32 protein-coding genes are annotated in these 26,700 nt (G+C 29.5%); all 32 read right to left on the reverse strand.

Going from position 1 to position 26,700, the window contains the following annotated elements:
* Nucleotides 1–46: 46 nt before the first annotated feature.
* On the reverse strand, nucleotides 47–1,219 hold the full coding sequence (locus tag I6U51_RS09955) for a phosphopentomutase (protein ID WP_211142502.1): 1,173 nt from the start codon (nucleotides 1,217–1,219) through the stop codon (nucleotides 47–49).
* A gap of 91 nt (nucleotides 1,220–1,310) precedes the next feature.
* Nucleotides 1,311–2,189, reverse strand: coding sequence for a site-specific tyrosine recombinase XerD (gene xerD / locus I6U51_RS09960; RefSeq protein WP_211142503.1), 879 nt, complete (start codon nucleotides 2,187–2,189; stop codon nucleotides 1,311–1,313).
* A 259-nt stretch (nucleotides 2,190–2,448) separates the two neighbouring features.
* The gene (gene spoIIM, locus I6U51_RS09965) at nucleotides 2,449–3,099 is read right to left on the reverse strand and encodes a stage II sporulation protein M (protein WP_211142504.1); all 651 of its coding nucleotides are present in this window, start codon (nucleotides 3,097–3,099) and stop codon (nucleotides 2,449–2,451) included.
* Nucleotides 3,100–3,182: 83 nt separating this feature from the next.
* Nucleotides 3,183–3,704, reverse strand: a complete 522-nt coding sequence (locus tag I6U51_RS09970; protein WP_211142505.1) for an NUDIX hydrolase — start codon at nucleotides 3,702–3,704, stop codon at nucleotides 3,183–3,185.
* A 287-nt stretch (nucleotides 3,705–3,991) separates the two neighbouring features.
* Nucleotides 3,992–4,168: a hypothetical protein gene (locus I6U51_RS09975; protein ID WP_211142506.1), complete on the reverse strand. Its 177-nt coding sequence runs from the start codon at nucleotides 4,166–4,168 to the stop codon at nucleotides 3,992–3,994.
* Nucleotides 4,169–4,294: 126 nt separating this feature from the next.
* Nucleotides 4,295–5,110 carry a sporulation transcription factor Spo0A gene (gene spo0A, locus I6U51_RS09980; protein ID WP_211142507.1) on the reverse strand — a complete coding sequence of 272 codons (816 nt, stop codon included), beginning with the start codon at nucleotides 5,108–5,110 and terminating at the stop codon, nucleotides 4,295–4,297.
* 237 nt (nucleotides 5,111–5,347) lie between these two features.
* Nucleotides 5,348–6,565 carry a SpoIVB peptidase gene (spoIVB, locus tag I6U51_RS09985; protein ID WP_211142508.1) on the reverse strand — a complete coding sequence of 406 codons (1,218 nt, stop codon included), beginning with the start codon at nucleotides 6,563–6,565 and terminating at the stop codon, nucleotides 5,348–5,350.
* 216 nt (nucleotides 6,566–6,781) lie between these two features.
* Nucleotides 6,782–8,488, reverse strand: coding sequence for a DNA repair protein RecN (recN, locus tag I6U51_RS09990; protein WP_211142509.1), 1,707 nt, complete (start codon nucleotides 8,486–8,488; stop codon nucleotides 6,782–6,784).
* Nucleotides 8,489–8,502: 14 nt separating this feature from the next.
* Complete coding sequence (locus tag I6U51_RS09995; protein WP_211142510.1) at nucleotides 8,503–8,955, reverse strand: arginine repressor; 453 nt, start codon at nucleotides 8,953–8,955, stop codon at nucleotides 8,503–8,505.
* On the reverse strand, nucleotides 8,933–9,805 hold the full coding sequence (locus I6U51_RS10000) for an NAD(+)/NADH kinase (protein ID WP_211142511.1): 873 nt from the start codon (nucleotides 9,803–9,805) through the stop codon (nucleotides 8,933–8,935). Before I6U51_RS10000 ends, I6U51_RS09995 begins: the two co-directional genes overlap by 23 nt.
* The gene (locus I6U51_RS10005) at nucleotides 9,802–10,626 is read right to left on the reverse strand and encodes a TlyA family RNA methyltransferase (protein ID WP_211142512.1); all 825 of its coding nucleotides are present in this window, start codon (nucleotides 10,624–10,626) and stop codon (nucleotides 9,802–9,804) included. The genes I6U51_RS10000 and I6U51_RS10005 overlap by 4 nt, the downstream gene beginning before the upstream one ends.
* Nucleotides 10,627–10,889: 263 nt before the next feature.
* A complete protein-coding gene (gene dxs / locus I6U51_RS10010; protein ID WP_211142513.1) occupies nucleotides 10,890–12,752 on the reverse strand; it encodes a 1-deoxy-D-xylulose-5-phosphate synthase in 1,863 nt (620 codons plus the stop codon).
* A 38-nt stretch (nucleotides 12,753–12,790) separates the two neighbouring features.
* Complete coding sequence (locus tag I6U51_RS10015) at nucleotides 12,791–13,678, reverse strand: polyprenyl synthetase family protein (RefSeq protein WP_246517222.1); 888 nt, start codon at nucleotides 13,676–13,678, stop codon at nucleotides 12,791–12,793.
* Nucleotides 13,679–13,772: 94 nt separating this feature from the next.
* Nucleotides 13,773–13,988, reverse strand: a complete 216-nt coding sequence (locus I6U51_RS10020; RefSeq protein ID WP_211142514.1) for an exodeoxyribonuclease VII small subunit — start codon at nucleotides 13,986–13,988, stop codon at nucleotides 13,773–13,775.
* A gap of 24 nt (nucleotides 13,989–14,012) precedes the next feature.
* A complete protein-coding gene (gene xseA, locus I6U51_RS10025; RefSeq protein ID WP_211142515.1) occupies nucleotides 14,013–15,224 on the reverse strand; it encodes an exodeoxyribonuclease VII large subunit in 1,212 nt (403 codons plus the stop codon).
* A 77-nt stretch (nucleotides 15,225–15,301) separates the two neighbouring features.
* Nucleotides 15,302–15,775: a transcription antitermination factor NusB gene (gene nusB, locus I6U51_RS10030; RefSeq protein ID WP_178908040.1), complete on the reverse strand. Its 474-nt coding sequence runs from the start codon at nucleotides 15,773–15,775 to the stop codon at nucleotides 15,302–15,304.
* A gap of 412 nt (nucleotides 15,776–16,187) precedes the next feature.
* Nucleotides 16,188–16,580 (reverse strand): Asp23/Gls24 family envelope stress response protein, encoded by a 393-nt coding sequence (locus I6U51_RS10035; RefSeq protein WP_211142516.1) that lies wholly within the window; start codon nucleotides 16,578–16,580, stop codon nucleotides 16,188–16,190.
* 191 nt (nucleotides 16,581–16,771) lie between these two features.
* Nucleotides 16,772–17,287, reverse strand: coding sequence for a SpoIIIAH-like family protein (locus I6U51_RS10040; protein ID WP_211142517.1), 516 nt, complete (start codon nucleotides 17,285–17,287; stop codon nucleotides 16,772–16,774).
* 60 nt (nucleotides 17,288–17,347) lie between these two features.
* Nucleotides 17,348–17,983, reverse strand: coding sequence for a stage III sporulation protein AG (gene spoIIIAG, locus I6U51_RS10045; protein ID WP_211142518.1), 636 nt, complete (start codon nucleotides 17,981–17,983; stop codon nucleotides 17,348–17,350).
* Between the two features lie 104 nt (nucleotides 17,984–18,087).
* Nucleotides 18,088–18,678, reverse strand: a complete 591-nt coding sequence (gene spoIIIAF, locus I6U51_RS10050; RefSeq protein WP_211142519.1) for a stage III sporulation protein AF — start codon at nucleotides 18,676–18,678, stop codon at nucleotides 18,088–18,090.
* Nucleotides 18,679–18,775: 97 nt separating this feature from the next.
* Nucleotides 18,776–19,939: a stage III sporulation protein AE gene (gene spoIIIAE, locus I6U51_RS10055; protein WP_211142520.1), complete on the reverse strand. Its 1,164-nt coding sequence runs from the start codon at nucleotides 19,937–19,939 to the stop codon at nucleotides 18,776–18,778.
* 9 nt (nucleotides 19,940–19,948) lie between these two features.
* A complete protein-coding gene (gene spoIIIAD, locus I6U51_RS10060; RefSeq protein ID WP_211142521.1) occupies nucleotides 19,949–20,332 on the reverse strand; it encodes a stage III sporulation protein AD in 384 nt (127 codons plus the stop codon).
* Between the two features lie 90 nt (nucleotides 20,333–20,422).
* Nucleotides 20,423–20,620 (reverse strand): stage III sporulation protein AC, encoded by a 198-nt coding sequence (gene spoIIIAC / locus I6U51_RS10065; protein WP_178908047.1) that lies wholly within the window; start codon nucleotides 20,618–20,620, stop codon nucleotides 20,423–20,425.
* A gap of 29 nt (nucleotides 20,621–20,649) precedes the next feature.
* Entirely contained in the window at nucleotides 20,650–21,168 is a 519-nt protein-coding gene (spoIIIAB, locus tag I6U51_RS10070) for a stage III sporulation protein SpoIIIAB (RefSeq protein WP_211142522.1), read from the reverse strand.
* Between the two features lies 1 nt (nucleotide 21,169).
* Nucleotides 21,170–22,087 carry a stage III sporulation protein AA gene (gene spoIIIAA / locus I6U51_RS10075; RefSeq protein ID WP_211142585.1) on the reverse strand — a complete coding sequence of 306 codons (918 nt, stop codon included), beginning with the start codon at nucleotides 22,085–22,087 and terminating at the stop codon, nucleotides 21,170–21,172.
* Between the two features lie 210 nt (nucleotides 22,088–22,297).
* Complete coding sequence (locus tag I6U51_RS10080) at nucleotides 22,298–22,687, reverse strand: CD1247 N-terminal domain-containing protein (protein WP_178908049.1); 390 nt, start codon at nucleotides 22,685–22,687, stop codon at nucleotides 22,298–22,300.
* Between the two features lie 41 nt (nucleotides 22,688–22,728).
* Nucleotides 22,729–23,286 carry an elongation factor P gene (efp, locus tag I6U51_RS10085; RefSeq protein WP_211142523.1) on the reverse strand — a complete coding sequence of 186 codons (558 nt, stop codon included), beginning with the start codon at nucleotides 23,284–23,286 and terminating at the stop codon, nucleotides 22,729–22,731.
* A 70-nt stretch (nucleotides 23,287–23,356) separates the two neighbouring features.
* On the reverse strand, nucleotides 23,357–24,433 hold the full coding sequence (locus tag I6U51_RS10090) for a M24 family metallopeptidase (RefSeq protein ID WP_211142524.1): 1,077 nt from the start codon (nucleotides 24,431–24,433) through the stop codon (nucleotides 23,357–23,359).
* Nucleotides 24,434–24,656: 223 nt separating this feature from the next.
* Nucleotides 24,657–25,073: a hypothetical protein gene (locus tag I6U51_RS10095; protein WP_211142525.1), complete on the reverse strand. Its 417-nt coding sequence runs from the start codon at nucleotides 25,071–25,073 to the stop codon at nucleotides 24,657–24,659.
* A 13-nt stretch (nucleotides 25,074–25,086) separates the two neighbouring features.
* Nucleotides 25,087–25,431: a hypothetical protein gene (locus I6U51_RS10100; protein WP_211142526.1), complete on the reverse strand. Its 345-nt coding sequence runs from the start codon at nucleotides 25,429–25,431 to the stop codon at nucleotides 25,087–25,089.
* A 153-nt stretch (nucleotides 25,432–25,584) separates the two neighbouring features.
* The gene (locus tag I6U51_RS10105; protein ID WP_211142527.1) at nucleotides 25,585–26,343 is read right to left on the reverse strand and encodes a hypothetical protein; all 759 of its coding nucleotides are present in this window, start codon (nucleotides 26,341–26,343) and stop codon (nucleotides 25,585–25,587) included.
* Complete coding sequence (locus I6U51_RS10110) at nucleotides 26,340–26,693, reverse strand: hypothetical protein (protein WP_211142528.1); 354 nt, start codon at nucleotides 26,691–26,693, stop codon at nucleotides 26,340–26,342. The genes I6U51_RS10105 and I6U51_RS10110 overlap by 4 nt, the downstream gene beginning before the upstream one ends.
* Nucleotides 26,694–26,700 lie beyond the last annotated feature (7 nt).

Genomic DNA, 26,700 nt, shown 5'->3' on the forward strand with positions numbered 1-26,700 from the left:
CCAGAGATATCTAATTTGACACCTCTGGTTTGTTATTAAATTTAAATTATTTTAATATTTCCTTTGCGAAGCTATCTCCATATAAGTTATTCTCAATTTTGAGCAAATCAAGTATAGTCTTGCCAATATCAGAAAAGCTTTTTCTTACACCTATGTTTATACCACTTTTTATTTTTTTACCATATACAATCACTGGTATGTATTCTCTAGAGTGATCTGTACTTTCAGTAGTTGGGTCACAACCATGATCCGCAGTTAATATTAAAATATCATCTTCCTTCATAGCGGATATAACTTCAGGTATTCTATTGTCTACGTCCACTAAAGCTTTAGCATACCCTACAGCGTCATTTCTATGTCCATACAACATATCAAAATCAACTAAGTTAGTAAATATAAGTCCATTCTTGTTTTCTTTCATGTATTCTAATGTCTTATCTATTCCATCCATGTTATTCTTGATATGAACAGCATCTGTTATTCCTTTTTTGTTATATATGTCTTCTATTTTCCCTACAGCCATAACACTTATGCCCTTTTCTTTGATATACTCCAACATAGTTTTATCAAAAGGATCTAGCGCAAAATCTCTTCTATTTGATGTCCTAGTGAATTGCCCTGGCTCTCCTATAAAAGGCCTTGCAATTATTCTTCCTACAGCCTTTTCTCCTATAAACATTTTTCTTGCTATCTGGCACATATTGTAAAGCTCATCTAAAGGTATAACATCCTCATGAGCAGCTATTTGAAATACACTATCAGCTGATGTATAGACTATAGGCGATCCAGTTTTTATGTGTTCCTCTCCTAATTCTTTGATTATTTCCGTTCCTGATGCTACTTTATTTCCAATTATTTTTCTTCCAATCTTTGATTCAAATTCTTTTATTATATCTTCAGAAAAACCTTCAGGATAGGTATTAAGTGGTTCTTCGAGCACAACTCCTGCTATTTCCCAATGTCCTGTTACTGTATCTTTTCCTATAGATAACTCTGCACATTTACCAAAGGAGCCCATTGGATTCTCACACTTAGTTATATTTTTTACTCCATCTATATTACCTAAGCCTAACTTCTCCATATTAGGTAACTTAAGTCCTCCAACAGCCTTAGATACATTTCCTAAAGTATCACTTCCTACATCTCCATATTTTGCTGAATCTGGCATTTCTCCAATACCAACGCTATCTAATACAATCAATATAGTTCTTTTTATCATATATATCTTCCTTTCTTCCCATATATCATATGTTTAAAGGACAGTTGAAAATTTCCAACCGTCCATTATTATTTTCAATTATTAACTTTTATTATGCTCTTGGGTGAGCATTTTTATAAATTTCAGCTATTTTGTTTTTTCTAGAAATACTAGAGTATATTTGTGTTGCAGATAAATCTTTATGTCCTAATAGCTCCTGTACAGATTTAATATCTGCACCATTTTGAAGCAAATGTACAGCAAAAGAATGCCTTAGAGTAAAAGAATTTATAGTCTTATCTATTTTAGCCTCTTCTGCATAATATTTAACTATTTTCCAAAAACCCTGTCTTGTCATTTGAACACCTTTTATATTTAAGAAAAGCAAGTCCAAATTATATGTATTCAACTCAGCTCGAATATTTAAATAATCTTCTAGACACTTTATTGCTACCGATCCTATAGGTATTATCCTTTCCTGCTCCTTTGAGCCCTTACATTTAACATAACATAATTTTAAATTTATATCATAAATAGTAAGATTTAAAAGTTCAGATACTTTCATACCTGTAGCATACATTACTTCAAGCATTGCTTTATCCCTTATACCCTTATTTAGTTTTAAATCTGGTGCCTCTAAAAGTTTATCTACTTCTTCTATTGTTAATACTTTTGGGATATTATGCTTAATTTTTGGTATTTGATAACTTGTTACTGGATTCTCACTAACAATTCCTTTTACTAGTAAATATTTATAAAAATTTCTTAATGATACAATATTCCTAACTATTGACGAAACAGCTCTCCCTTGCTTCTGTAGATATTGAACATATGCCATTACTGAAACTGTTCCAACATCTTGAATTTTCTCTTCTCTTTCTTTTATAAAATCACAAAACCTACTTACATCTCTAATGTATGCATCCATAGTATTTTTACTAGCATGTTTTTTCTCTAAATTATTAATATACTTTAATAGATAGTTATCCATAACCTTCTCCTACCTTTTGGGTATTATATTTATTAAAATCCCAAAAATTTTTCAAAAACGTAAATATAATTATAAATTATGTCTAAATTTCTACGAACTAAACTGTGCACAAATATACTGTTGTCATACACATTAGGCTTACTTATAAAATTATATAATAAATAATCTAAAAATCTAGGTAAAAATAATCCAAAAAAAATAAGTATAAAGAAACATTTTAACACAATTATGAAAAATGAAACAAGTTCTTCATTTCTAATCATATAGCTACACTTCCTATACTTGCTACTATCAATTTAATCATATGAGGGGTAATATATGCTTCCGTAAAAAATCCTATAAACATAACAACTATAAGAAGTACAAACGAAAGTGAATAAGAGGTTATTCTAATCCATATATTAGAAATCCAATGCTTATTCGTCTTATCTTTTAATATAGTTAATGAAAATTCCATAGCAAGTACAGATGCGAATATTATACATGGAATATAAATAATATTTTGTGGAAGTACGCCTATAAGTGAAAACCACATTCCTTTTATACCCATTCCATTTATTACAAAACTAATGGTAAATCCTATGGTAAATCCTTTTATGATGTCAATTATTAATATTACAGGTATACCTATCATAGTTAAACCTAAAAACCACACAACTGCCAATATAGGTATATTACTTTTTATTGTCTCAATAAAAATAGACTTGTAATTTATGTTTCCCGATCCAATTGAACTATTAAAGTTCTTTAAATAACTTAAAAGGTCACTTTTTTCAAAGCTTCCCATATACTTTACACTGTATATTCCCAGTACTATTCCTGTACATATACATAAAAGACTTATAACATAGAGCCAAAAATTATTTTGTACGTGTTTATTTATGATATTTAACATTTTGTTTTCTGACATAGTTTTATCCCCCTTTGTTTAGTTACCTTTTTAATATTTATGATATTCAAAGGAGTTATATGACTATGTTTAAAATCATATATTTACAAAAACATAAATGCACTTATGGTCTTAGCGTCTATTATTTCACCACTTTTTATCATTTCTTTAATTTTCTCTATCTTCATCTCTCTAACATTAATGAATTCATCTTCATCAGCTAAATTATCTTTACCTTTATACAAATTCTCAGCCTTATATATATAAATATACTCATTACAAAATCCTGGGCTAGTAACCATCTTACCTAAATAGCTAAATTCTTTAGCTTTATATCCAGTTTCCTCTTCCAATTCTCTAATACCACATAGTTCTATATCTTCATCTTTTTCAATTTTCCCCGCAGGTAACTCTAAAATAACTTTTTCTATTGGCTTTCTGAATTGTTCAACTAAAAGTATTGTATCTTTATCCTTGTATGCTATTATGGCAACTCCTCCAGAATGATTAACAATTTCTCTACTAGATTTTCTTCCATTTGGTAATTCAACAGTGTGAACATCTACATCAATAATTTTGCCATTATATATATTTTTAACTTCTAAGGTCTTTTCATTAAAATTCATATTAGTATCCCTCCGCTATATTAGCATATAAAAACTTTACTCCGAAAATTATAATAATGTATTTTCAGTAATTTATTATAATTTTATACTTTCAATATATAATTGTCAATTAAAGGAACATACTCAAGTCTAGTCATATAAGATAAAATAACAAGTCAAAGATTCTAGGGATAAATTTATCCCCTAGATTTCTACAATCCAGGGGATAAATTAATTTCTAAAAACAAAGCATAGACTTTATAAACATAAAATCAATAATAAAACTTACGCAAGGTGAAGTAAAACTTTTACTCTTCTATTTGCTCATTAATTTTCTTCATAAGTCTTTTATAATATCTAATAATTTCTCTTAATTCTTCTTCCTTATCGTCATCGTCTACAAGTTTTTCTCTTAATTCGTTAATTCTATTTGATATGAGATTTTCTATGTTTTTTATTTCTTCAAATTCTAATTCTAGTTTCATTATATCACCTTCCTTGTTAAATTATTATGTCAAGATTTTTTATTTTAGAATATTATATAAAAAAAAGGCAGATTTTCAAATTCTATTATCTGCCATTTTTGAAATCATCTACCTTTGAGTTTGTTTTTAAGATACCTTATTTTTTAATCTCAATTTATCAGCTACCATTGCTATAAATTCACTATTTGTAGGCTTACCTTTATCATTATGTATAGTATAGCCAAATATTTTATTAATAGTTTCAACTTGACCTCTTGACCATGCCACTTCAATAGCATGTCTTATAGCTCTTTCTACTCTACTAGCTGTTGTATTATATTTTTTTGCAATGGAAGGATACAATTCCTTAGTTACTGCAGATAAAAGTTCCATATTATTTACTACCATTGTTATAGCTTCTCTTAAATACATATAACCTTTAATATGAGCAGGCACTCCTATTTCATGTATTATATTGGTTATTTCTTGCTCAAGATTTGTAGGTTCGCTCTTAGTAAATTTTATTTCTGTTGTGTCAATTAATGATATTGTCTTTTTTGTCTCATCTCCACTGCTTATTGTGTTATTAAACATTTGTCTAATTCTTTTCGTAAATACATCCATATCAAAAGGTTTTACAACATAATAGTCTGCTCCTAATGTAATTGCTCTTTGAGTAATTTTATCTTGCCCTACTGCAGAGAGTACAATTACTCTTGGCATAGGATTTATATCCATACTATTTAATCTTTCTAAAACTCCAAGTCCATCAAGATGAGGCATAATTATATCTAATACTACTAAATCTGGTTTCTTTTCTTCAATAAGCTTTAAAGCTTCTACTCCATCTTTTGCAATGCCTGTAACAACAATATCCCTTTGGTTTAGCAGATAATCATTTAGAATGTTACAAAATTCTTTATTGTCATCTGCTATAATTACACTTATTTTTGATTGTTCCATATTCCTTACTCCCCTTTGTTTTTATTTCATTCCCATATCTTAACAAATAATAGATTCGACAAAACAATTTTAATTCCTTCTTGTAATGAAAAATTTTTATCAAATATGAATAAAAGATAGCATAATTATCATGCTATCTTTTATTATACTACTTTTTATATTCATTTTGCCATAGATTTTGATATTATTAAAATTTTTTACAGTATTTTTTTCATTATTCTTAGTTTTACTACTACTTTATTTTGTTAGTATATTTGCATCTTTAAGCATCCATTCTATATATATCCCATACCCAACATCTGGTTTATTTATCAGTACATGGGTTACAGCTCCTATTATTTTATTATCTTGTATAATTGGACTTCCACTCATACCTTGAACAATTCCTCCTGTTTTCTCTAAAAGTACTGGGTCTGTAACTTTTATAATCATGCTTTTAGGTCCAGGGGTATCTTGAGATAGAAGTTTCTCTATTTGTATATCATAATATTTAGGCTCATCTCCATCTATAGTCGTTAATATTTTTGCTGGTCCTTCTTTTATCTCATTACGTAATGCAACTTTCATTGGTTTATTATATTTGTTTACCAATTTGGTATTACTTTTACCGAATACGCCACATTCAGTATTCTTTTGTATATGACCTAGTATTGTTTCTTCATTTACAAATATACCTTTTAATTCTCCTGGATTTCCTCTTAACCCTTTTTTAACTGACACTATTGAAGATGATACTATTTCTCCAGAGTTTATGCTTAAAATTGTGCCTGTGTCAATATCCGTTATAGGATGACCAAGAGCAGCAAACATCTCTGTTTTTTCATCATAGAATGTTAGAGTTCCTACTCCAGCTGTAGAATCTCTTATCCAAAGTCCTATCTTATAATTTTTATCTTCTGAACTTTTAATAGGCTTTATTATTTTTTCAAGTTGTTCTCCTTTTCGATCAATAGTGATTTTTAAATTCTTTCCTTCTGAACTATTAATCTGACTTTGTGTTTGTTCTGCATTTTTAACCAATGTATCATTAATTTTTGTTATGTTATCTCCTATTTGTATCCCACCTAAGGCTGCTGGGCTTGGTGCTTTTCCATTTTCAGTTTTTATATCTGATAAAGCTACGACCAGTACTCCTTTTGTACTTAGTTTTACTCCAACTGGCTGACCTCCAGGATATAAAACTATATCATTGCTTACAGATTTTATTGAAACAGATTTCACTGGAAAAATTCCTAATAAATTTACACTTGCTTTTTTCTCTTTATTAGTATTATTAGCAGCTTTTACAGTATCAGTTTCTTCACATACCTTTACAAATGTATTGGATTTTATGGATTGACCTTCTCTTATAAATATTGTTGTAGGTATATTTTGAATTTTAAAATAGGCAACTAATGTTATTAACAGGATTGGAATTAACATCCAGCACAATATTTTGCTCGTTTTTTTAACCATGCTTTTACCTCCTGTCACTTTTGCATTTTTATAATTTTAAGTTGCCCTCTTAAATATCTTATTATGCTACTATATACTTTCAATTAAAGTTAATACTTTGATGTAAAAACTAATTTTTTGACTATCGTTAATTTTTTTATAAATCAATCTTATTTTTACCAAAAGAATACAATTTTATGACTAAAATAAATAAAAAAGACTGCAATTAATGCAGTCTTATCCAACACTGGATTTTAATTCTATTTTTTTAGAATTTGCCATATCAATTAACTCTCTTGCATGTTCTAATGTTAGCTTTGTAACCTCAGATCCACCTATCATTCTTGCTATTTCGTATTCCTTTTCATTTTCACTCATTTGTCTTACTCTTGTAAATGTTTTATCTTCTTTAACTTCTTTAGATACCCAATAATGCATGTCAGATATGCAGGCAATTTGAGGTAAATGTGTAACACAAAATACCTGATGACCTTTAGAAATAGTGTACATTTTTTCAGCCACACATTGTGCTATTCTTCCACTTATTCCAGTATCTATTTCATCAAATATAACAGATGGAATTTTATCTTTATCCACAAATACTGTTTTTAAGGCTAGCATTATTCTAGATAATTCTCCTCCGGAAACAACTTTTTCGAGAGGTTTTAAAGGTTCTCCTGGATTTGTAGATATAGAAAATTGTACCTTATCTAAACCATTTTGAGTAAATTTATCTTCTAGATCTACATCAATTTTAAATGTACTTTTTTCTAGTCCAACAAAATTCAATTCACCTTTAATTTTCATTTCTAGACTTTCAGCTATCCTACATCTTTCCTTGTGAAGTTTTTCTCCTTCGACTTTTAGTTCTTCTATTATCTTAGCTTTATCTTTTTTTAGCTTTTCTACAATTTCACTACTATTTATCATCTCTTCATATTGAAGTTTTATTTTATCTCTATAATTAAGAATATCCTTAATAGCATTTCCATACTTTTTCTTGTAGGAATTAATTAAATATATTCTACTATTTATATATTCTAGTTCTTTTTCATCATAATAAATATTTTCTTTTATACTTCTAATTTGTTCTATACTACCCTCTATATTATAGAAGGCTTCTTCTAATGAACCTTTTATATCCTTTACTTTAGGAAGATTCTTTTCTAAGGAAGATATCTCCTTTATGACCATCGATAAACCATCATAAATCGATAAAACACCCTCATCATTAGTATAGAGATTGTTATAACACATGTTTAATGTATTATTTATTTTTTCTGCGTTAGAAAGAATTTTATACTTTTCTTCTAGCTCTTCCTCTTCGCCTTCCTTTAAGTTCGCAGAATTTATTTCATCTATTTGATACTTAAAGAAATCGATAAGTTTCTCCTTCTCTCCATCTTTACCTAGAAGCTGAGAAATTTTATCTTCAAGTTCATTTAGCTTATAATACTTTTCCCTATAATTTTTTAATAATCTTCTTATATTATCCTCACCATAGTAGTCCACATAATGAATATGATTCTCATTTGATAATAAATTTTGATTTTCATGCTGTCCATGGATATCCAGTAATGTACTACTTATAGACTTAAGTGATGATAGTAATATTGATTTACCATTAACTTTAGCAATACTTTTGCCGGATTGAAAGGTTTCTCTACTTATTATAATTAAATCATCATACTCTATATCTTGTTCTTTTAAAGTTTCTTCAGTTTTAGGATTTTCCATCGAAAAAATTGCCTCAACAAAAGTTTTATTTTCTCCTGTTCTTATCAAATCTTTACTGAATTTGCTTCCTAATACGTAATTAATAGCATCAATAAGTATTGATTTACCCGCTCCTGTTTCACCTGAAAGCACATTAAAACCTTTTTCAAATGAAATAGTTAAATCCTCTATTAATGCAAAGTTTTTTATGTTTAATTGAAGAAGCATAGAATAAAAGCCCCCTACTGTGCAATCATTTTTTTCATTTTTTGAGTTATAGTTAGTGCCTTTTCAGCATCTCTTGCCATTACAAAAATAGTATTATCTCCAGCAAGAGTTCCTGCAATTCCTTCAAAATTTAATGAATCTATAGCTTCTGCCGCTGCAGATGCTGATCCTGATATAGTTTTTATAACAACAAAGTTATTAACATTTTCAACCCCTATAACAGTTTGAGAAAATATATTTACAAGTTTATTAGACAAAAAATTTTCAGTGTGCATTATAGTAGCATACTTGTACTTTCCACTATCTGATAAAACCTTTATAAGTTTTAGCTCTTTTATGTCCCTAGATACGGTAGCTTGTGTAACATTCATTCCACCTTTTCTAAGTTCTTCTGCTAGTTCTTCCTGTGTCTCTATATCCCTTGAGTTTATAATTTCTAATATTTTAGCGTGCCTTGTCACTTTCATATTGTTCACCTTCACATTCCTTTGCTCTAAAAGTAATTTTTTTTCGTAAAGTGTTAAAATAATCGTTATCACCAAATCTTACAAGTTTACATTTATAATTTGATTTACTAATATCTACTGCTACTGTACTATCAGTTTCAATCCACTCCTGTCCATCTACTGACAAAAATATGTTTTCATTATTTTTCTTAACTCTAATAGATATTTTACTTTTTCCATCTAGTACAACTGTTCTAGCAGTAAGCGACTGAGAATACATTGGAGTTAAGGCTAAAACGTCAAGTTCAGGATGTATTATAGGTCCACCTGCTGAAAGATTATATGCAGTAGAACCTGTTGAAGTACAAACAACAACTCCGTCAGCATTAAAAGTGTTATAAAATTTATCATTAATAAATACTTCGTATTTTTGTATTCTTGACCAAACACCTTTGTACATTACTATGTCATTTAATCCATGATATACCTTAGTTTCCCCATTATAACTATAGGTACATTGAAGCATTGTTCGTTCTTCAACATCATATTTTCCGTCGATTAAATTTTTAATAGAAGTCTTAATATTTGAATTTTCTACCTGAGCTAAAAAGCCTAAATGTCCTATATTTATTCCTAGAATAGGTATGCTATGCTTATAAATACGTCTCGTAGTGCTTAATATTGTTCCGTCTCCACCTAGCACAATAATTGCATCCAATTTAGCACTTTCTTTTTCATCAAGGCCATTACCGTCTTCATAAACCTTAACTTCTATATTCTTTTTTTCGCTGCGAATCAAGTTTACAATAAAATCTAACGTATCCCCATTGTTATCTTTTGTTGTATTTACATTAATCCCTATACTTTTCATAATGCCTCCCCATTAAGCCCTTGATGAGCTGAGCCAACTACGCTTTTCATATCTTCGTATTCAAATGTTTCATTAAATTCCTTATTTTTTGTAAAATAAATTAAGTATTCTATATTTCCCTCTGGTCCTTTTATTGGCGAATAATCTAATGCAATTATTTTGCAATCACATTCCTTAACAAATTCTATAATATTGCCTACTACTTCCTCATGAGTTGATTTTTCTCTTACAACTCCTTTTTTACCAACTTTTTCTCTTCCAGCTTCAAATTGAGGTTTTATTAATGCCATGATACTTCCATTATCATCAAGCAACTTTAAAACAGTAGGAACAACCTTTTTTAGTGATATAAAGGATACATCTATACTAGCGAAATCACTATACTCACCAATATCATCTATAGTAACATATCTTATATTAGTTCTTTCCATACATACTACTCTTGGATCAATTCTAAGCTTCCATGCAAACTGACCATATCCTACATCTATAGAAAATACTTTTTTTGCACCATTTTGAAGCATACAATCTGTAAATCCTCCAGTAGAAGCCCCTATGTCAAGACAAATTTTATCATTTAAATCTATATTAAAATTCTTGACAGCCTTTTGTAATTTTAATCCTCCACGGCTTACAAAAGGTAATTGTTCTCCTTTAAATTCAATATTTGAACTTTCTTTAACCTTTTCACCGCATTTATCTACTCTGTGACCATCAATAAATATTTCACCAGCCATTATGCTAGCCTTAGCTCTTTCCCTTGAGTCAAAAATTCCTTTTTTCACTAATAGAATATCAAGTCTTTCTTTATTATCCGACATAACAAACTCCTTTTAATATTATATCCTAGCTAAACATCTGAAAAAATAATAAGTCAAAAATGTTAGTATATTTTGTGCTAGGCAAGGCAACAGTTCCTCTTATAATAGAGTATAAGCTGGATCCGTTGTCGCAGTATGGCATAAAATATACTGGCATACTGACTTATTATTTTTTAAAAATACCTTATTCAACTAAACTAAAAATACAAGCTAATTATACAAAATTCTTGTTTGATATTATTTTATCATTAATTTACTATTTATCATACTATTTTTAATATGTTTTTTATGATCCCGTCAACATCTAATCCATAAGTTTTATATAATATATCTGTTTTCCCATGAGGAATAAATTCATCATTAAATCCTAAATTTAAAACTTTTACCTTTTTATCTAAAGTATTCATGTACTCAAGTACACTAGATCCTAATCCTCCATGCACCACATTATCTTCAATAGTTACAATATTGACGTTTTGCTCTGACAGATCTTTAATTAATTCTTTATCAATAGGCTTTACAAAGCAAGCATTTATAACTCTTACATCTATTCCTGAATTCAACAATTTTTGCCTAGCCATAATAGCATGCTGTACCATTTTTCCTTGGGCAACTAAAGCTATGCTTCCTTTATCATATATCTTTTCCCATTTTCCACGTTCAAAATCCTTCAATGGTTCGATTGAATCATTTATACTGTCACCACCTCTTGGATATCTTAATGCTATAGGATAATTTTGCATAGTTGCCCACTTAAGCATATACCTAAGCTCTGGTATACTCTTAGGTGACATTACCGTCATGTTAGGTATATGTGTTAAATATGATAAATCAAATACACCTTGATGAGTTTCTCCATCATCACCAACTATCCCTGCTCTATCGATAGCAAAAACCACTGGAAGCTTTTGAATACACACATCATGCAGAATTTGATCGTATGCCCTCTGCAGGAATGTAGAGTATACAGCAAAAACTGGTTTTAATCCTTCTCTTGCCATACCTGCTGCCAAAGTTACAGCATGTTGTTCGGCAATTCCGACATCAAAGAATCTATCCGGGAACTCTTCTGAAAACGGTTTAAGTCCCGTCCCATCTCGCATTGCTGCTGTTATAGCTACAATATTTTTATTTTTTGCTGCAAGTTCTACCATCTCTTCTCCAAAGGCTTTTGAATAGGAATCGCATGAACTAAAACATACTTCCCCACTATCACAATGAAAAGGGCCTATACCATGAAATTTACCTGGATTTTTTTCTGCAAACTCATATCCCTTTCCTTTCTTTGTTATAACATGTATAATAACTGGTCCTTTTATATTTCTAGCTCTAGATAGAACTTCAGTTAATCCTTCTAAGTCATGCCCATCAATAGGTCCTAGATACTTTATGCCCATATCTTCAAAAAACATTCCAGGAACCACCATTTGTTTTATTCCTTTTTTTATTCTTTCAAGATATTTTGCCATTCCATTCCCTATATTAGGTATCTTCTTTAAGGTACTTTCAACTTCTTCTTTTAACCTGTTATATTTAGGGTCCATTCTTATTTTGCTTAAGTATCTAGAAACCCCACCTACATTCTTAGCTATTGACATTTGATTATCATTTAGAATAATTACTAATTTAGTCTTTCTATATCCTACATCATTAAGTGCTTCAAGAGCCATACCACCGGTTAATGCTCCATCTCCTATTACAGCAACTACATCATAATTTTCGTTTTTCAAATCTCGTGCTCTAGCCATTCCTAAAGCAGCTGAGATAGATGTACTGCTGTGACCGGTTTCAAAAAAGTCATATATACTTTCATTTCTCTTAGGAAATCCACTTATACCACCAAATTGCCTTAATGTATCAAACTTATCTTTTCTTCCAGTAAGTATCTTGTGTATATAAGCTTGATGTCCTACATCCCATATAAGCTTATCTTTATTTAAGTTAAATACATTGAATATACTTAAAGTGAGCTCTACTACTCCTAAGTTAGAGGCAAGATGTCCTCCGGTTTTTGAGACTTTATCTATTAAAAATTTTCTAATCTCTAATGCTAGCCTTCTTTGCTGTTCTAATGACATTTTCTTTATATCGTTAATATCTCTATAGTTTTCTAATAAACTAGGCATCTTTCATCTATCCTTCTTTTAAAATATAGTATATCTATTTATTTTTCTCTATTAAGTAAAAATAATGTTATTTCTTTTAATCTAGAGGTATCTCCCTCAACTTTATCTAATACCTCTACACATTCACTTGTTAATGAGTTACACATCTCCATACACTTATTTAATCCATATGTGGTGATAAATGTAGTTTTATTGTTATCTAAATCACTTTTAGCTTTTTTACCTAAAACTTCTGTATCTCCTACTATATCCAATATATCATCTTTTATTTGAAAAGCTAACCCTAGTTTTTGCCCATAATAATCTAATTTTTTAACATCCTCTTCTGTTGAGCCACCAAGAATTGCGCCTGCAACTATTGCCGCTTTTATTAGTGCTCCTGTTTTTTTACTGTGCATATAATATAGTTGATCTATTGGTATTTTTGTATTTTCACTTAGTATATCCACTGTTTGTCCGCCAACCATACCCTCTATCCCTGCACTTTCTGAAATTAAACTGCAAGCTCTTATGGCATTCTTATCATTATCTATACAGTATCTAAACATGATGTTCATTGCCTCATTTAAAAGACCATCCCCAGCAAGAACTGCGATTGCTTCACCAAATACCTTATGATTTGTAGGTTTTCCTCTTCTTAAATCGTCATTATCCATGCAAGGCAAATCATCATGAATCAAAGAATAGGTATGAATCAGTTCTATTGCCGCAGCTACTGGAAGTACAGACTTATAATTATTATTTTTTAGCATATATGTCAATAAAAATAATAATGGCCTAATTCTCTTTCCACCTGCATCTAAGCTGTAAGTTATAGCTTCGTATACCCTTTTATTGTAGGATCCTTTGTCTTTAAAATGCTCTGAAATCCAATTTTCTATTTCTTTTTTTAATTTTTCAATTGTAATCTCATCTTTTATATCCATATCCCACTTCTCCATTCATATTCTAATATTGATAACTTTCCCCATATCGCATATATTACTCTTTTAAGATTTGCTAACTCCTAATTTTAAGCTCTTACTCTTCTTCAAAATCTTTTTCTCCATCTTCTGTTAGAAGCTTTATTTTTCCTTCTGCATCATTTAACACTTTATATAGTTTATTGCAAAGTTTTACGCCTTCTTCATACTTCTTTAAGCTTTCTTCTAGAGATAGTTCTTTGCTATCCATTACATTTACTATATCTTCAAGTTTTTCCATCATACTTTCATAGGACTCATTTTTTCTAGGCATAAAATCACTCCCTTAATGCCATTTTTAGATCTTGCTACTATCTTTAACTGTAAGGTTTGCACAAACATAGCCATCTTTTAATGTAATTTTCACTTTTTCTGATTCTTTGAGTGTAGAAACTCTACTAATTAAATTTTCATTTTCATCTTGAATCATAGCGTAACCTTTATTTAAAACATTCAATGGATTGTGTGCTGAAAGTAGAGCACTTATTTTACCTAGTGCCTCTTTTTCTTTGTTTAATCTTCCTTTAACTTTTATATCTATCAATTCCCTCAATCTATCAATATTGTTATATTCATTTATTATATATATTGATGGACTAAGGGACATTAAATTCCGCTTCAATAAATTTATTTCGTTTTTTCTATTATTTAAGTTTATTTGGATACGAGTCTGTAGAATATTTTCATATGTTAAAATTCTATTCTTAAATTCCTCTAAATTAAATACAGCAATTTCTGCTGCCGCTGATGGAGTTGGTGCCCTTCTATCGCTAACAAAGTCTACAATAGTATAGTCAATTTCATGGCCTACACCAGTGATTATAGGTTTTTGAGAGTTAAAAACGGCTTTAGCCAGTTTCTCATCATTAAAACACCAAAGCTCTTCTATAGAGCCTCCACCTCTTGCAAGTATTATAAGTTCAATATCTTCAACTTTATTTAAAGTTTCTATACCTTTTATCATGTCTGCACTTGCATTTATTCCTTGAACCAATGCAGGATATATTACTAGTTCTACATTCTTATTTCTTCGTTTTGTAACATTTATTATATCTCTAATTGCTGCACCAGTTGGAGAAGTTATTATTCCAACTTTCTTAGCATACTTAGGCAAAGGCTTCTTATACTTTTCATCAAATAAACCTTCACTTTGCAGTTTATTTTTTAATTTTTCAAATGCTAAATATAATTCTCCTACTCCATCCGGCTCCATCATATCACAATAGAATTGATAGGCTCCTTCTTTTTCATAAACTGAAACTCTTCCCTTAACTACAACTTGCATTCCAACTTCGGGAATAAATTTTAAATTTTTTGCTGCACTTCTAAACATTATACAATTTATTTTACTAGACTCATCTTTAAGAGAAAAATATATATGTCCACTACTGTGGAGTTTTAAATTAGATATTTCTCCTTTTACGCTAGAGTTAGATAGTATAAAGTCATTATCTACTAGCTTTTTTATATAACCGTTTAAAGCTGATACTGTTAAGGTTTTTATATACATATTTACTACCTTCTCAAATATTGAAATTTTAATTTACAATTTAAAGAACATGAAAAAGCAGTTAAAAGAAGCTTATTCTACTGAATAACTTCCTTTAACATACTTCCAAGTACGCCATTAATAAAAGATGCAGATTTATCTGCTGAATACTTTTTAGCAAGCTCTATAGCTTCATTTATAGATACATTCTTAGGAATATCTTTTTCATATAAAAATTCATATGTACATATTCTTAATATAGATACATCTATTTTAGACAATCTATTAATCTTCCAATTTCTAAGGTGCTTTTCTATTTCTTTATCTATATCCTCGCCATTTTCTTGAACTCCCTTGAGAACTCTTATGATATATTCCATATCAACATCTTCTAAATCAATACTTTCAGGATCACTTTCCTTATAAGTTGATAGTCCAGTCATATCTAACTCTGAATTTTCAACCTCAATATTTTCCTTAAGATTTGCGATAACCTCTTTAAAATCTTCCTTATTTATAGTGGTTTGGAATAATAATTTCATGGCAATTTCTCTTGATTTTCTTCTATTCATTTCTTCCTCCTGATTTGGCTAAATGTTCTTCTACAATTAATTATTGTCAGTTTAGATATAATTATACTTAAAGTAATATTGTAGTTCAAGTATACATATTGAAATACTTAAATTCGTAATTTTAAAAAAATGCGAAGCATTTTTTAGAGGACAGAGGACAATTGACAGAGGACAATGAAGGAGGATTTTTCTCCGCTACACTACGAAAAATCCTTAATTTATATAAATTAGCGATGTTTTGCATTAGCAAAACAAGCCTAAAAAAATAAATTAGTTTTCTGACGTAAGGAAGAAAACTCACCATCATTGTCCTCTGTCCTCTGTCAATTGTCCTCTGATAAAAATTTTGCGTCGCAAAATTTTTAAAATGTCCAAGAATAAAAAAACCCTCTAAACACAGAGGGTGTAGATACTATTCTTCCATATCTTCAACAACATCCATTACTTTAGGAATCATAACATTCTGTACATGCACATTTACTGCAGAAACGTCAAGACCTGTCATGGACTCAACAGCCTTCCTTACATTTTCTTGCACTTCTAATGCTACATCTGGAATTCTTATTCCATACTCTACAACTACATATAAATCAATAGCAGCGCTATTTTCTCCAACTGTAACTTTAACACCTTTTGATAAATTCTTTTTTCCAGTTAATATTTGAGTTATACCACCTACAAGGCTTGCGCTCATACCAACTATTCCCTTTACTTCTGTAGTAGCTAGACCTGCAATTACACCTACGACTTCATCAGATATTTTTACAATACCCATGTCAATTTCATTTTTAATATTCTCTTCCATTCTCGTACCCCCTAGGTATTTGATATCAGTCAAAACTAACTTTACGTATATTATATCAAATAGCTTTCCCTTTTACAAATTAAACATTACCAAATTGATAAATAATTTCTTAAATAAAGATTTAGCCTGTACACTTTAACCTAGATTTAAAGTGTACAGGCTATGTATAATATTAAAATATGTTACTAATTTTATTGTTTAACTTCTATTTCAACTTCTTGAATTTTAGCTATTCCCATAACTACATTTTTTATCTCTCTTGTATCTTTATCTGTAAGTTTGTCCTTTCCTTTTACTATAACTCTCGCTTTACCACTTTCTTCTATAGAACAAAGTACATCTTCATAGCCTTTACCTTTTAAAGTAGTCTCAATTTTTGATTCATAATTTGTACTCATTGCTAATTCAGTATATTTTTTAGTTGCTTCATCTTTGTTCTCTTTAGATATATTTTTGTCATCAATTAAAGTTTTTAATGTCTGTAGTGTTTGTGCATTTTTTTGCTCACGAGTTAACTTAGCCTCATCAAAGAATGTGGTTTTACTATTTTTCTTATCTGTATTATTAAAAGATACTGCACTGCTTTTTGTGCCGCTGCTGTCATCACCATTCACATATAATGGGCTATTTAATTTTGTAGCAAGTACCCCCGCACAAACAATAAGAACTAAAAGAGTAGCAATAATTATACCTTGTTTTTTATTCATTTTTTTATTCCCCCTATCAACCTTTCTAACAAATTATATGCTTTAAGAAACATTTATATACTATTTTTTCATAGGATAAACATTAACTTTATTCTCTGGAATATTAAATAAATCAACCACTGCCTTAGTTATTCTAAGTGAAGTAACTTTTTCTTCAGCACCTTCAGCTACAACACAGACCCCTGAAACCTTTGGTTTATAGGTTTTAACTATAAGAGGCTTTGATTTATCACCCTCATTTGTTACAACAACAGTGCTTCCGTTATTCTTCTGTGTGGTATTTCTAGTTCCACCTTCATTGTCTTTTTCTTCCGTATTACTTGTTGAATCATTTATATTTACTGCAGGAACCTGCTCTTCTCCGCTTTCAAAACTAACCATAACCTCTACTTTACCGACACCTTCAATTTTTTCTAAAGTATCCTTTAACTTTTGTTGAATTGTACTTTCATAATCTTGCGCTGATCTATCGCTGCTACTCTGTTGTTCAGTTTTTCCTGACTTATTTGCCCCTTTATTATCTCCAGCACCTAAACTTTGAACTCCAATTGTGTTAGATGTTTTAAAAAAGCTTACGGTTAAAACTATTAGAACTCCTGCTAATAGCATTATAAGTAAATTAGCTACATTCTTTTTATCCGATGAACTTTTCTCACTATCTTTAATAAGTTTCTCAAAAAACTTTTTAAAATCCATATGGTTCTCTCCTTTTTATCTTTTAATCTTAGTCATCTTCAAGAAAATAACTAGTCACTATTCTAGTCTACTTTTTTCAGATGCCTTATAAAAGTTACTCAATTTTATATTTTATATACTTGTATTACGTCCTTTGAGACATTAAGCTCGTCGCCTAAGTATTTCTTTATAGCCTGGCTTTTTTCGTTATTAATTTCTTTATCACCGTTATCAACAGTCTTACTGTCATCACCTATTTTTATTTTTTTTATTCTTTCTATACTTCCATCCTTAACTCCTACTTTTATATCTTTTATAACAAGTTTATCATTATTGTCATCATAGGAAGCATCAACCTGCACTTTATAATTACTGTCTGGATATTTTTCTTTTAGCTTTTTTTCACAGTTAGTCTGAAGATTAAGCTTAAATACTTCTAAAGTGTCTTTTATATTCTTTTCTTTATATTTTTGAAATTCATTTTCCGTTTTTTTCGCATCAAGGGATTGAATAGCATTGCTTGTGTAGGTATTTATATCAAAATTCCTATCGAAAACTTTTATTAAGGGATTTATAAAAACTGTAATCAAAATTAAACCTAGTACAAACTTTGCATACTTTTTTAAACTGTTATCTGGAAGAATTATCTCCACAGCGGTTATGAAAAACACAGCAGTACAAATGCCTATAAGCCATTCCCTTAGAACTTGTAACAATGTTTATCACCTTCTTTCCTTCTTTTAGTCGGAACACTGGGTAACTTAAGATGTTCGCTTCCGCTCACAAGTTACCCGTTAAAGTCCATTTAGGACTTTAACCTCCCATCATTACCTTACCTGCTGATGCTATTATAGCTATCATTATGAAAAACATAACTGATACACTGATAAGGCACGCTGTCACCAGTACAAGAGAATCTCCAGCTGCGCTTATGCAATTTACTAATCTGCTATCACTTATAGGTTCTATTAATGCCGCAGTAAACTTGTACAAAAGTGACATTATAAGTAACTTAATTATTGGGAACAGCACTATAGCAATTAATATGACAAGCCCTAAGCTGCTTAATGCATTTTTTAATAAAATTGAGTAACCAGCTACTGTTGATACGGCATCTGAAAGACTCTTTCCAACTATAGGTACAAAATTGTCTACAGCGAATTTTGCTGTTTTTGCAGTAACTTCATCGATAGTTTTAGCTGTAATTCCTCTTATCGTAATTATTCCTATAAATATTGTCATTACAATGCCTTGTCCCCACATAGCCACTTGATTTAAAAGCTTTGTAAGTTTACTAATTTTGTATTCTTCAGACATATTGTTCACAAACTGTAATACAAAAGTCATGCATATTATTGGTATTATTATGTCCATAAATATTTTTGCACTTATGGTTATCGTTCCTATTATAATAGGGTCCATAACTGCTGCTTCTACAAATCCACCTACGCTTGCAATAAGCATTATAAGAATTGGCACAATAGCAGTCATAAAGTCCGTCATTTCCTTCATCGTAGATCTTGCTGTATCCACTCCTATATAAAAGCTTTTAGCCATTATTATTATAAGTAGAGAGTAACATGCAAAATAAGCTATGTTAGATAGACTTTCACCACTAAAGGCCTTTTGTAAATTAGTAAGAAGTGCACATATAAGTGCAATTACTACTAATAGAGCTAATAGCTTTAATGATGCAGCAATCTCTTTAAACATATATATGCCTAAAGCATTAAGCAGTTTTTTTGTGGATACTTTGCCATCTCCAGTTTTTATAAAATCCTTTACATATGTTTTTGCTTCAATATCTTTAAGCAATTCATATTTTGTTTTCATATTGGAGATATAATCATAAAATTTCTCTATTTGTTCAGTTTCAACTTTTTCGCGAGTATCTATATTAATGTTATTAACCTCTAATGCCTTCACATTAAAGGATGTTACAAAAATCATCAGTAAAACCAATATAATCTTCTTCATAGTTAACACCTACATAATCTTTAGAATTGACTGTAATACAGCCATAAGTATAGGGATTGCCAAAACTAAAATAAGTATTTTTCCTGCAAACTCCACTTTAGCCCCTAAGCTTCCTTGTCCAGCATCTCTACACAATTCCCCGCAAAAAGAGGCTAAGTAGGCAATGGCTAATATCTTAAATACAGTAGTTAAATATATAAAATCTATATTAGCTTTAGCTGCTAACTGCTGTAAAAATTGGAGCACTGCAGTTATCTTTGTTATCATAAATAAGAATATCATGACACCAACAGCCATGCTTATATATACTGCAAAGTCTTCTCTTCGCTCTTTAAAAAGCAGTACAATAAATAATGCCATAAACGCAAAAGCAACTATTTTGATTATTTCCATAGCTTCCTCCTTTCAGTGGTCACACCGGGTGATTTTGCTCGTTTCCAACAGCAAAATTACCCGTTAAAGTCCATTTAGGGCTTTAACCTCCTAAAGTTGGAACATTGTTCTTACTGTAGTAAATAGCTTGTTCACTAAGTTTATTACCATCATTAAAACTATTAATATACCAGCTAAATTTGTTACTACAGCATAATCTCCTTTTCCACTAGCTTCCAAGACTTTATTTATAATTATTACAATCATCCCTACCCCAGCAATTTTAAATATTAAACTAATATCCAACATTTTAATTACCCCCTTCTTTTATAAACATTCTAAACGAGTATTATTACTATAATGGCCCCCAGCGAAAATCCGAGGTATCTATACATCTTCACATTTTTACTCATCAAAACCTCTGAGTCTTTTATTCGCTTTTTTAAATTTTCTAAAGTAAGATGAAATATTCTTTGTTGACCTTCTATGTCTGATTCTCCTAGAGTTTTTGAAAAATCCAATAATATATTCATATCATCTCTTTTTAGGTTTAAAATGTCTTTTCTTCTATTTAATACATTACGGAATGCTTCATGTACATTGTTTACTTTATTATCAAATAATAGGCATGACACTTCTTCGAATATTTCTTTAACTGGATACACACTTTTTTTAGATACATCTTCAATCGCTTCAGGCAAAGGAGTGTGGGTATATACTATTTCATTTTGAAGTTGATAAATACATCTTTGGAGCTCTTCTAACTGTCTAGTTCTCTTTTTAAACTTCGCTGAATAAATAAATCCTATTCCTGTGGATGCGGCTAGAATCATAATGCAACCTAGAAACTTTAACATTCTACCCCCTCCATATCACTGATTTAGTTGAAAAATCATATATACGCTCTACTGTTCCAGCACCTTTCTTATTGCTTAAAACAATAGCTCTTTTAAATACATTATTTTCAACAATTTCTTTAAATACAGGTCTATTATATAAATCCTCTACGTCATACCCGTGAATTGTAGTAATTAAACTTACTCCTGAGTTAAGAGCATTTAAAATACTATCAATGTCCTTGTAGGCCCCTATCTCGTCACAAACTATAACATCTGGAGACATACTTCTTATAGCCATCATTATCCCTTCACTTTTTGGACATCCATCTAAAACATCTGTTCTAAGCCCGATATTAAGTTGAGGTATTCCATTAAAACATGCTCCTAATTCACTTCTTTCATCAACTACACATACTTTTTTTCCTTCAAAAAACATCTTGTCCATACCATCTGAAATATTTCTTGTTATGTCTCTTATCAGTGTAGTTTTTCCGCACTTTGGTGGAGAAATTATTATAGTATTTATTACTTCATTGTTTTTTATAATAAATTTCATTATAGAATCTGAACAACCTTTTACTTCTCTACAAATTCTGATATTAAGGGATGCAATGTTTTTTATAGTTTTAACTTCATTTTTTTCTATTACACACTTTCCGCATACACCGACTCTATGTCCACCTTTAATTGTTATATAGCCCTGTTTTAATTCTTCTTCAAAGGCATAAATAGAATAGTTACTCATCCTTTGAATGATAGTTTTTAAATCATCTGATCTTGGTGTATATTTGTTAACTATTTCTCTATTACCTACTTGAAAAACTAAAGGCTTGTCCGCTCTTATTCTGATTTCTTGAAGTGTCTTTGATTGAGCTAAATCTCCAAGAGCATCTTTAATACTTTGTGGTAAAATATTTAAAATTTCTTTTGTATCTATCTTTCTCATCTCCTTTCTTTATATTAATTTCTATTTTAATTACTCAGAAATTATTCCAAATAAATAAAAATTTTATGAGTAAATAAAAAATACCACATAAATGAGTAACCTCATTTATGTGGTATTAAAACAACTTATTCAATAAACCTCCACTCTAATACTTCTATTTTTGCTAGAAGTATAGAGTAATACCGCTATGAATTCGTTCAATTATTCACAACAACAATTTTTAGTTGCTATTTTTTTATGGCAATTAGGACATGTAATTTCTTCACCCTTAGCTATTATGTCCTTATCAACATACACAGTATCTCCACAGTTAGGACATTCAAGTTGAATAAAGTTATCACCTTCATCTTCATATAGTTCATAATCTTCATCATAAAAATCTTCTTGAAGTTCTGCTAGATCTTCATCTATGGCATCTATGTATTCTTGAACAACCTTTTGGGATTCTGAGATTTCAGATATTTCTACAGCTATGTCTTTAAGTACACTAACAATTTCTGTTAATATTCTTCCTTCTTTAGTGCTTTCATCGATACTTAATCCGTCAACTAATCCACTAAGATAAGAAACCTTTGACATAATAGAATTCATTTAACCACATCCTTAAATTTATTTTGCCATAATAGTATTCCTTAAACTCTTTCCATATATTCTCCAGTTCTTGTATCTATTCTTATGATTTCTCCTTCATTTACGAATATAGGAACCGGAACAACTGCTCCAGTCTCAACAGTAGCAGGTTTTAATACGTTTGTAGCTGTATTTCCTTTAACTCCTGGATCAGTTTGAGTTACCATTAATTCTACAAAGTTTGGCGCTTCTACTGAGAATGCTTCTCCTTTGTAAAATTTTATTACAGCAAACATATTTTCTTTTAGGAATTTTATTGCTCCTTCAACCTTCTCATAATTTAAAGGAATTTGTTCAAATGTTTCTTGATCCATGAAATAATATAATTCACCATCAGAATATAAGTACTGCATTTCTTTTCTTTCTATAACTGCTTCTTGAAGTTTTGCAGTTGGGTTGAAAGTTGTATCAGTAACCCCTCCAGTTATAACGTTTCTAAGCTTTGTTCTAACAAACGCAGCTCCCTTACCTGGTTTTACATGAAGGAAGTCTATTACTGTAAACACTTGTCCATCTTGTTCAAAAGTAGTTCCTTTTCTTAATTCTCCTGCTGATATCATTTGGTGTATCCCTCCAAAACTTTATTATTCATTTATTATATCATAACCCTTTAATAGGTAATCATATATACTATTCTATGCATATTAAATGCTTAGGTGATTTTGAGAATATTTCTATTCCATTTTCCTTTACTAATAATATATCCTCTATTCTTACCCCACCAAAACCTGGTATATAAATTCCTGGTTCATCTGTAACAACTATACCTGCTGGTAGTGGTTTATCATTTCTATATCCAACAGTTGGTGCTTCATGAATCTCTCTACCTACTCCATGGCCTAACCCATGGCCAAAATATTCTCCATAACCTTTTTCTTTGATGTGATCTCTTGCAATTTTGTCAACTTCTATTGCAGGAACTCCTGGTTTAAAACCTTTTAAAGCTTTTTCCTGTGCTTCTAGTACAATATTATATATTTCAACCATTTTTTCAGATGGCTTACCTATAACAATTGTTCTTGTCATATCTGAGCAATATCCTTCATAAACACATCCAAAGTCAAGTGTTAAGAATTCTCCGTTATTAATAACCTTATCAGTAGCTTCTCCATGAGGTAAACTTGATCTAACTCCAGATGCAATTATTGAAGGGAATGAAAGGTCTGTAGCTCCTAATTTTTTCATATAAAATTCAAGCTCAAGTCCTACTTCTCTTTCAGTCATTCCTGGTTTTATAAAACTAAGCATATGTTCGAAAGCCTTGTCAGCAATTTCTGCTGCTTTTCTCATAAGCACTAGTTCGCTTTCGTCCTTTACAACTCTTATTTCTTCAACTATACCTTCCATAGGGACTAACTCACAATTAAGTTTACTTTTATAAAGGCTGTATGTACCATAAGAAACTATATTTTCTTCAAATCCAAGCTTTTTAATATTATTTTTATTTACTAATTCTGATAGAAAGTCAGCAAAAGTAGTATTCTTACTGTATTCTAATAGTTCGTAGTCTTTAACTTGTTGCTGTGCTTGTTCAGTAAATCTTGAATCTGTAATAAAAAATGCCTTATCAGTTGTTATTACTGAAAAGCTTTCATTTCCAGTAAATCCACTTAAATAATTTCTATTATGATCTCCAATTAAAAGAACAGCATCTAATCCTTTTTTGCTCATTGCATCTCTTAATTTTCTCATTCTTTCTTTATACATCTTATATTACCCCCATATTTACGTAACGTGTAGCATTCACTATTACTTTCTCCAATTTATGTAACAATTATTCCTTATTAAACTTACAATTTAAGAAATAAGCGCCCTATGTTTTCACTTTTCAATATATAGACTACACAATACAGTTCTATTTGAACAATGTTATTTTATCAAAACTTGTGATTATTTGCAAATAATATTAATTTATTTGCTTTCAGATTCTCTACTTGTTTTTTATAAAATCAATATTCACTTTAGTAGTGTTATTGCTGTTTTCATCTTTATTTATTTTTATATTATTAATACGTTGATAATTATCTTTATTTTTTATATCTTCTAGTGTACTTTTAACTACAGAAATATCACCTAAGATTTCAAGTTCTACTGCTGCTTCTTTATTACTTTGACTTCTCAAACCGTTTATTTTAACTTTTTCTTTTTCACTTAACCCCTCTAATATCTCAGTAAATCCAAATTGTTTTAATTTGCTATCATCACTTTTATTTTCATTTATAACTCTTAATTTAGCCTCATTTTCAGCTATTTTTTGTCTAACATTGAAATTCATCACAATTAAAAATACAAATAATATTAAACATAGAATGACCATGATTGGCTTATAAATCGTATTTTTAAACATATATTTTCCCCTCTCACTTTAACTCCATATTTATTTTTATATTTCCCGGATTTTCACCACTCAGAAATAATATCTGTTTTATTATAAACTTATTTTTCATTTCTATTTCTTTTATGAGTAATTTATAATCTAATTTTGTTGAATCAAAACTTAGTTCTATTCTTCTTCCATCTATATATATACTTTCATAATTGTTATTTTCCTGTACGCTTGTTATATAAGTTAAAAATGTATCTAATGTTCTATTATTTTTACTCTTCGTTTCATTTATTTGTTCAGTATCTTTCTTTTGTGGTAAGAGCCTCTGATTAATTTCAGTATCTAACAGCTTTTTTTTATTTGTATTTACAAATAACATTTCTATAAGAATTAGGTCTATTATAATAAATATACTTATAAAAACTTTAAGTGACTTTTTTCTCTTAACTTTTCTATCTTCTAAATACCACTCTGGTAAAAAATATATCTTTTCTATTTAAATCATCTCCTTATGATGCCTAAGCTTTAAATTCTATACAAGATAGTTATTATCACAGCAAGCATTTCCTAAGTCTATGCAACTATATTGTTTTTCCACATCTTTAATTAAAGTTTTGTAAGGAAAGTTCAGAAAAAATATTTTGTTAAATTGATCATGTTCTTGCGATATACTGCATTTAACTTGAAATTTTTTCAACTCATCTATAAAACTATTTTCAGCAAATGTTTTTATAACACTATTGGCAATCATTTTATTGTCTGTACAGGCTAATAGATATAATATATTTTCATGTATAAAAATAAGGATGTAATTTTTATCTTTAATTCTATTTTTATAATTGTTCAAAATGCAAAATTGTATTGGAAATATTCCTTTTATTTTTCCTCCTCTTTCTGTACACTTTTTTATTAAATTTGATTTGCTCCAATTTAATAAAAAAACTATCACATCTAAGCTTGAACCATTATCTTTGATGATTTGATAGGTAAACATAATATTATCTATATTTTTAAATCGATACTGCAGCTCACCTTTAATAATTGCATGAAGTTTCTCCTTTTTTACCTTTGGAAAAGTCATAAATTTTACATATATTTCTTCACCATCTACTATTATAAATAGATTTTTATTTTTAAAATCTATTTTAATATCATCAATATTTTTTGCTTTAATATTAATTCCATTATATTTTTTTAAGTCTATTATTCTGTCTATGAAGCTTTTTCTCAGAATCTCCTTATAAGTTAAACTATCATTATAAACTTGTAATAATCCCTTTTTTCTTATCATTTTATTCCTCCTTTTTTATAAGAGTAATCGATGCATCCATAAAATATAGATCCATTAATAATTTTATACTCATATAACTCCTCTTTATAAAACTTATGATTGACATAGTATTCAGCTAAAAAACAATTTGAATCATTAATATATTTAACTAAATTATCATCACATTTTATAGCAGTGCTTGTTGTGGTATTGAAAAATTCTTTTACTTCTTCTTCACTTATTGAGCTAACATTTTTATAGATATTCTCATCTAATTCAGTTAGAAGAAACTCTCTTGGTTTTTGTATAATGTCCACTTTCATTGTGTTTTGCTGAAGCTTTAAATCATTATTTCTTATTAAAATTTCCATTTTATAA

Source organism: Clostridium aciditolerans, from assembly GCF_016316925.1.
GTDB lineage: Bacteria > Bacillota > Clostridia > Clostridiales > Clostridiaceae > Clostridium_AM > Clostridium_AM aciditolerans.

Bases quoted from the DNA above. Each gene is read 5' to 3' on its own strand.
- spoIIIAE (WP_211142520.1), bottom strand. From the start codon at position 19,939: ATGAAGAAGATTATATTGGTTTTACTGATGATTTTTGTAACATCCTTT.
- I6U51_RS10015 (WP_246517222.1), bottom strand. From the start codon at position 13,678: ATGGATATAAAAGATGAGATTACAATTGAAAAATTAAAAAAAGAAATA.
- I6U51_RS10035 (WP_211142516.1), bottom strand. From the start codon at position 16,580: ATGGAAGAGAATATTAAAAATGAAATTGACATGGGTATTGTAAAAATA.
- I6U51_RS10080 (WP_178908049.1), bottom strand. From the start codon at position 22,687: ATGAATTCTATTATGTCAAAGGTTTCTTATCTTAGTGGATTAGTTGAC.
- spoIIM (WP_211142504.1), bottom strand. From the start codon at position 3,099: ATGTCAGAAAACAAAATGTTAAATATCATAAATAAACACGTACAAAAT.
- spoIIIAG (WP_211142518.1), bottom strand. From the start codon at position 17,983: ATGGATTTTAAAAAGTTTTTTGAGAAACTTATTAAAGATAGTGAGAAA.
- I6U51_RS10005 (WP_211142512.1), bottom strand. From the start codon at position 10,626: ATGTCGGATAATAAAGAAAGACTTGATATTCTATTAGTGAAAAAAGGA.
- I6U51_RS10110 (WP_211142528.1), bottom strand. From the start codon at position 26,693: ATGGAAATTTTAATAAGAAATAATGATTTAAAGCTTCAGCAAAACACA.
- I6U51_RS10105 (WP_211142527.1), bottom strand. From the start codon at position 26,343: ATGATAAGAAAAAAGGGATTATTACAAGTTTATAATGATAGTTTAACT.
- spoIVB (WP_211142508.1), bottom strand. From the start codon at position 6,565: ATGGTTAAAAAAACGAGCAAAATATTGTGCTGGATGTTAATTCCAATC.
- I6U51_RS10100 (WP_211142526.1), bottom strand. From the start codon at position 25,431: ATGTTATTTGTAAATACAAATAAAAAAAAGCTGTTAGATACTGAAATT.
- xerD (WP_211142503.1), bottom strand. From the start codon at position 2,189: ATGGATAACTATCTATTAAAGTATATTAATAATTTAGAGAAAAAACAT.
- spoIIIAB (WP_211142522.1), bottom strand. From the start codon at position 21,168: ATGTTAAAGTTTCTAGGTTGCATTATGATTCTAGCCGCATCCACAGGA.
- I6U51_RS10000 (WP_211142511.1), bottom strand. From the start codon at position 9,805: ATGAAAAGTATAGGGATTAATGTAAATACAACAAAAGATAACAATGGG.
- I6U51_RS10020 (WP_211142514.1), bottom strand. From the start codon at position 13,988: ATGCCTAGAAAAAATGAGTCCTATGAAAGTATGATGGAAAAACTTGAA.
- I6U51_RS09955 (WP_211142502.1), bottom strand. From the start codon at position 1,219: ATGATAAAAAGAACTATATTGATTGTATTAGATAGCGTTGGTATTGGA.
- efp (WP_211142523.1), bottom strand. From the start codon at position 23,286: ATGATATCAGCAGGAGAATTAAGAAAAGGAACTACTTTTGAACAAGAT.
- spoIIIAC (WP_178908047.1), bottom strand. From the start codon at position 20,620: ATGTTGGATATTAGTTTAATATTTAAAATTGCTGGGGTAGGGATGATT.
- I6U51_RS10040 (WP_211142517.1), bottom strand. From the start codon at position 17,287: ATGAATAAAAAACAAGGTATAATTATTGCTACTCTTTTAGTTCTTATT.
- I6U51_RS10095 (WP_211142525.1), bottom strand. From the start codon at position 25,073: ATGTTTAAAAATACGATTTATAAGCCAATCATGGTCATTCTATGTTTA.
- spoIIIAD (WP_211142521.1), bottom strand. From the start codon at position 20,332: ATGGAAATAATCAAAATAGTTGCTTTTGCGTTTATGGCATTATTTATT.
- I6U51_RS10090 (WP_211142524.1), bottom strand. From the start codon at position 24,433: ATGTATAAAGAAAGAATGAGAAAATTAAGAGATGCAATGAGCAAAAAA.
- recN (WP_211142509.1), bottom strand. From the start codon at position 8,488: ATGCTTCTTCAATTAAACATAAAAAACTTTGCATTAATAGAGGATTTA.
- I6U51_RS09970 (WP_211142505.1), bottom strand. From the start codon at position 3,704: ATGAATTTTAATGAAAAGACCTTAGAAGTTAAAAATATATATAATGGC.
- spo0A (WP_211142507.1), bottom strand. From the start codon at position 5,110: ATGGAACAATCAAAAATAAGTGTAATTATAGCAGATGACAATAAAGAA.
- I6U51_RS09975 (WP_211142506.1), bottom strand. From the start codon at position 4,168: ATGAAACTAGAATTAGAATTTGAAGAAATAAAAAACATAGAAAATCTC.
- dxs (WP_211142513.1), bottom strand. From the start codon at position 12,752: ATGCCTAGTTTATTAGAAAACTATAGAGATATTAACGATATAAAGAAA.
- nusB (WP_178908040.1), bottom strand. From the start codon at position 15,775: ATGAATAGAAGAAAATCAAGAGAAATTGCCATGAAATTATTATTCCAA.
- xseA (WP_211142515.1), bottom strand. From the start codon at position 15,224: ATGTATATAAAAACCTTAACAGTATCAGCTTTAAACGGTTATATAAAA.
- I6U51_RS09995 (WP_211142510.1), bottom strand. From the start codon at position 8,955: ATGAAAGTGACAAGGCACGCTAAAATATTAGAAATTATAAACTCAAGG.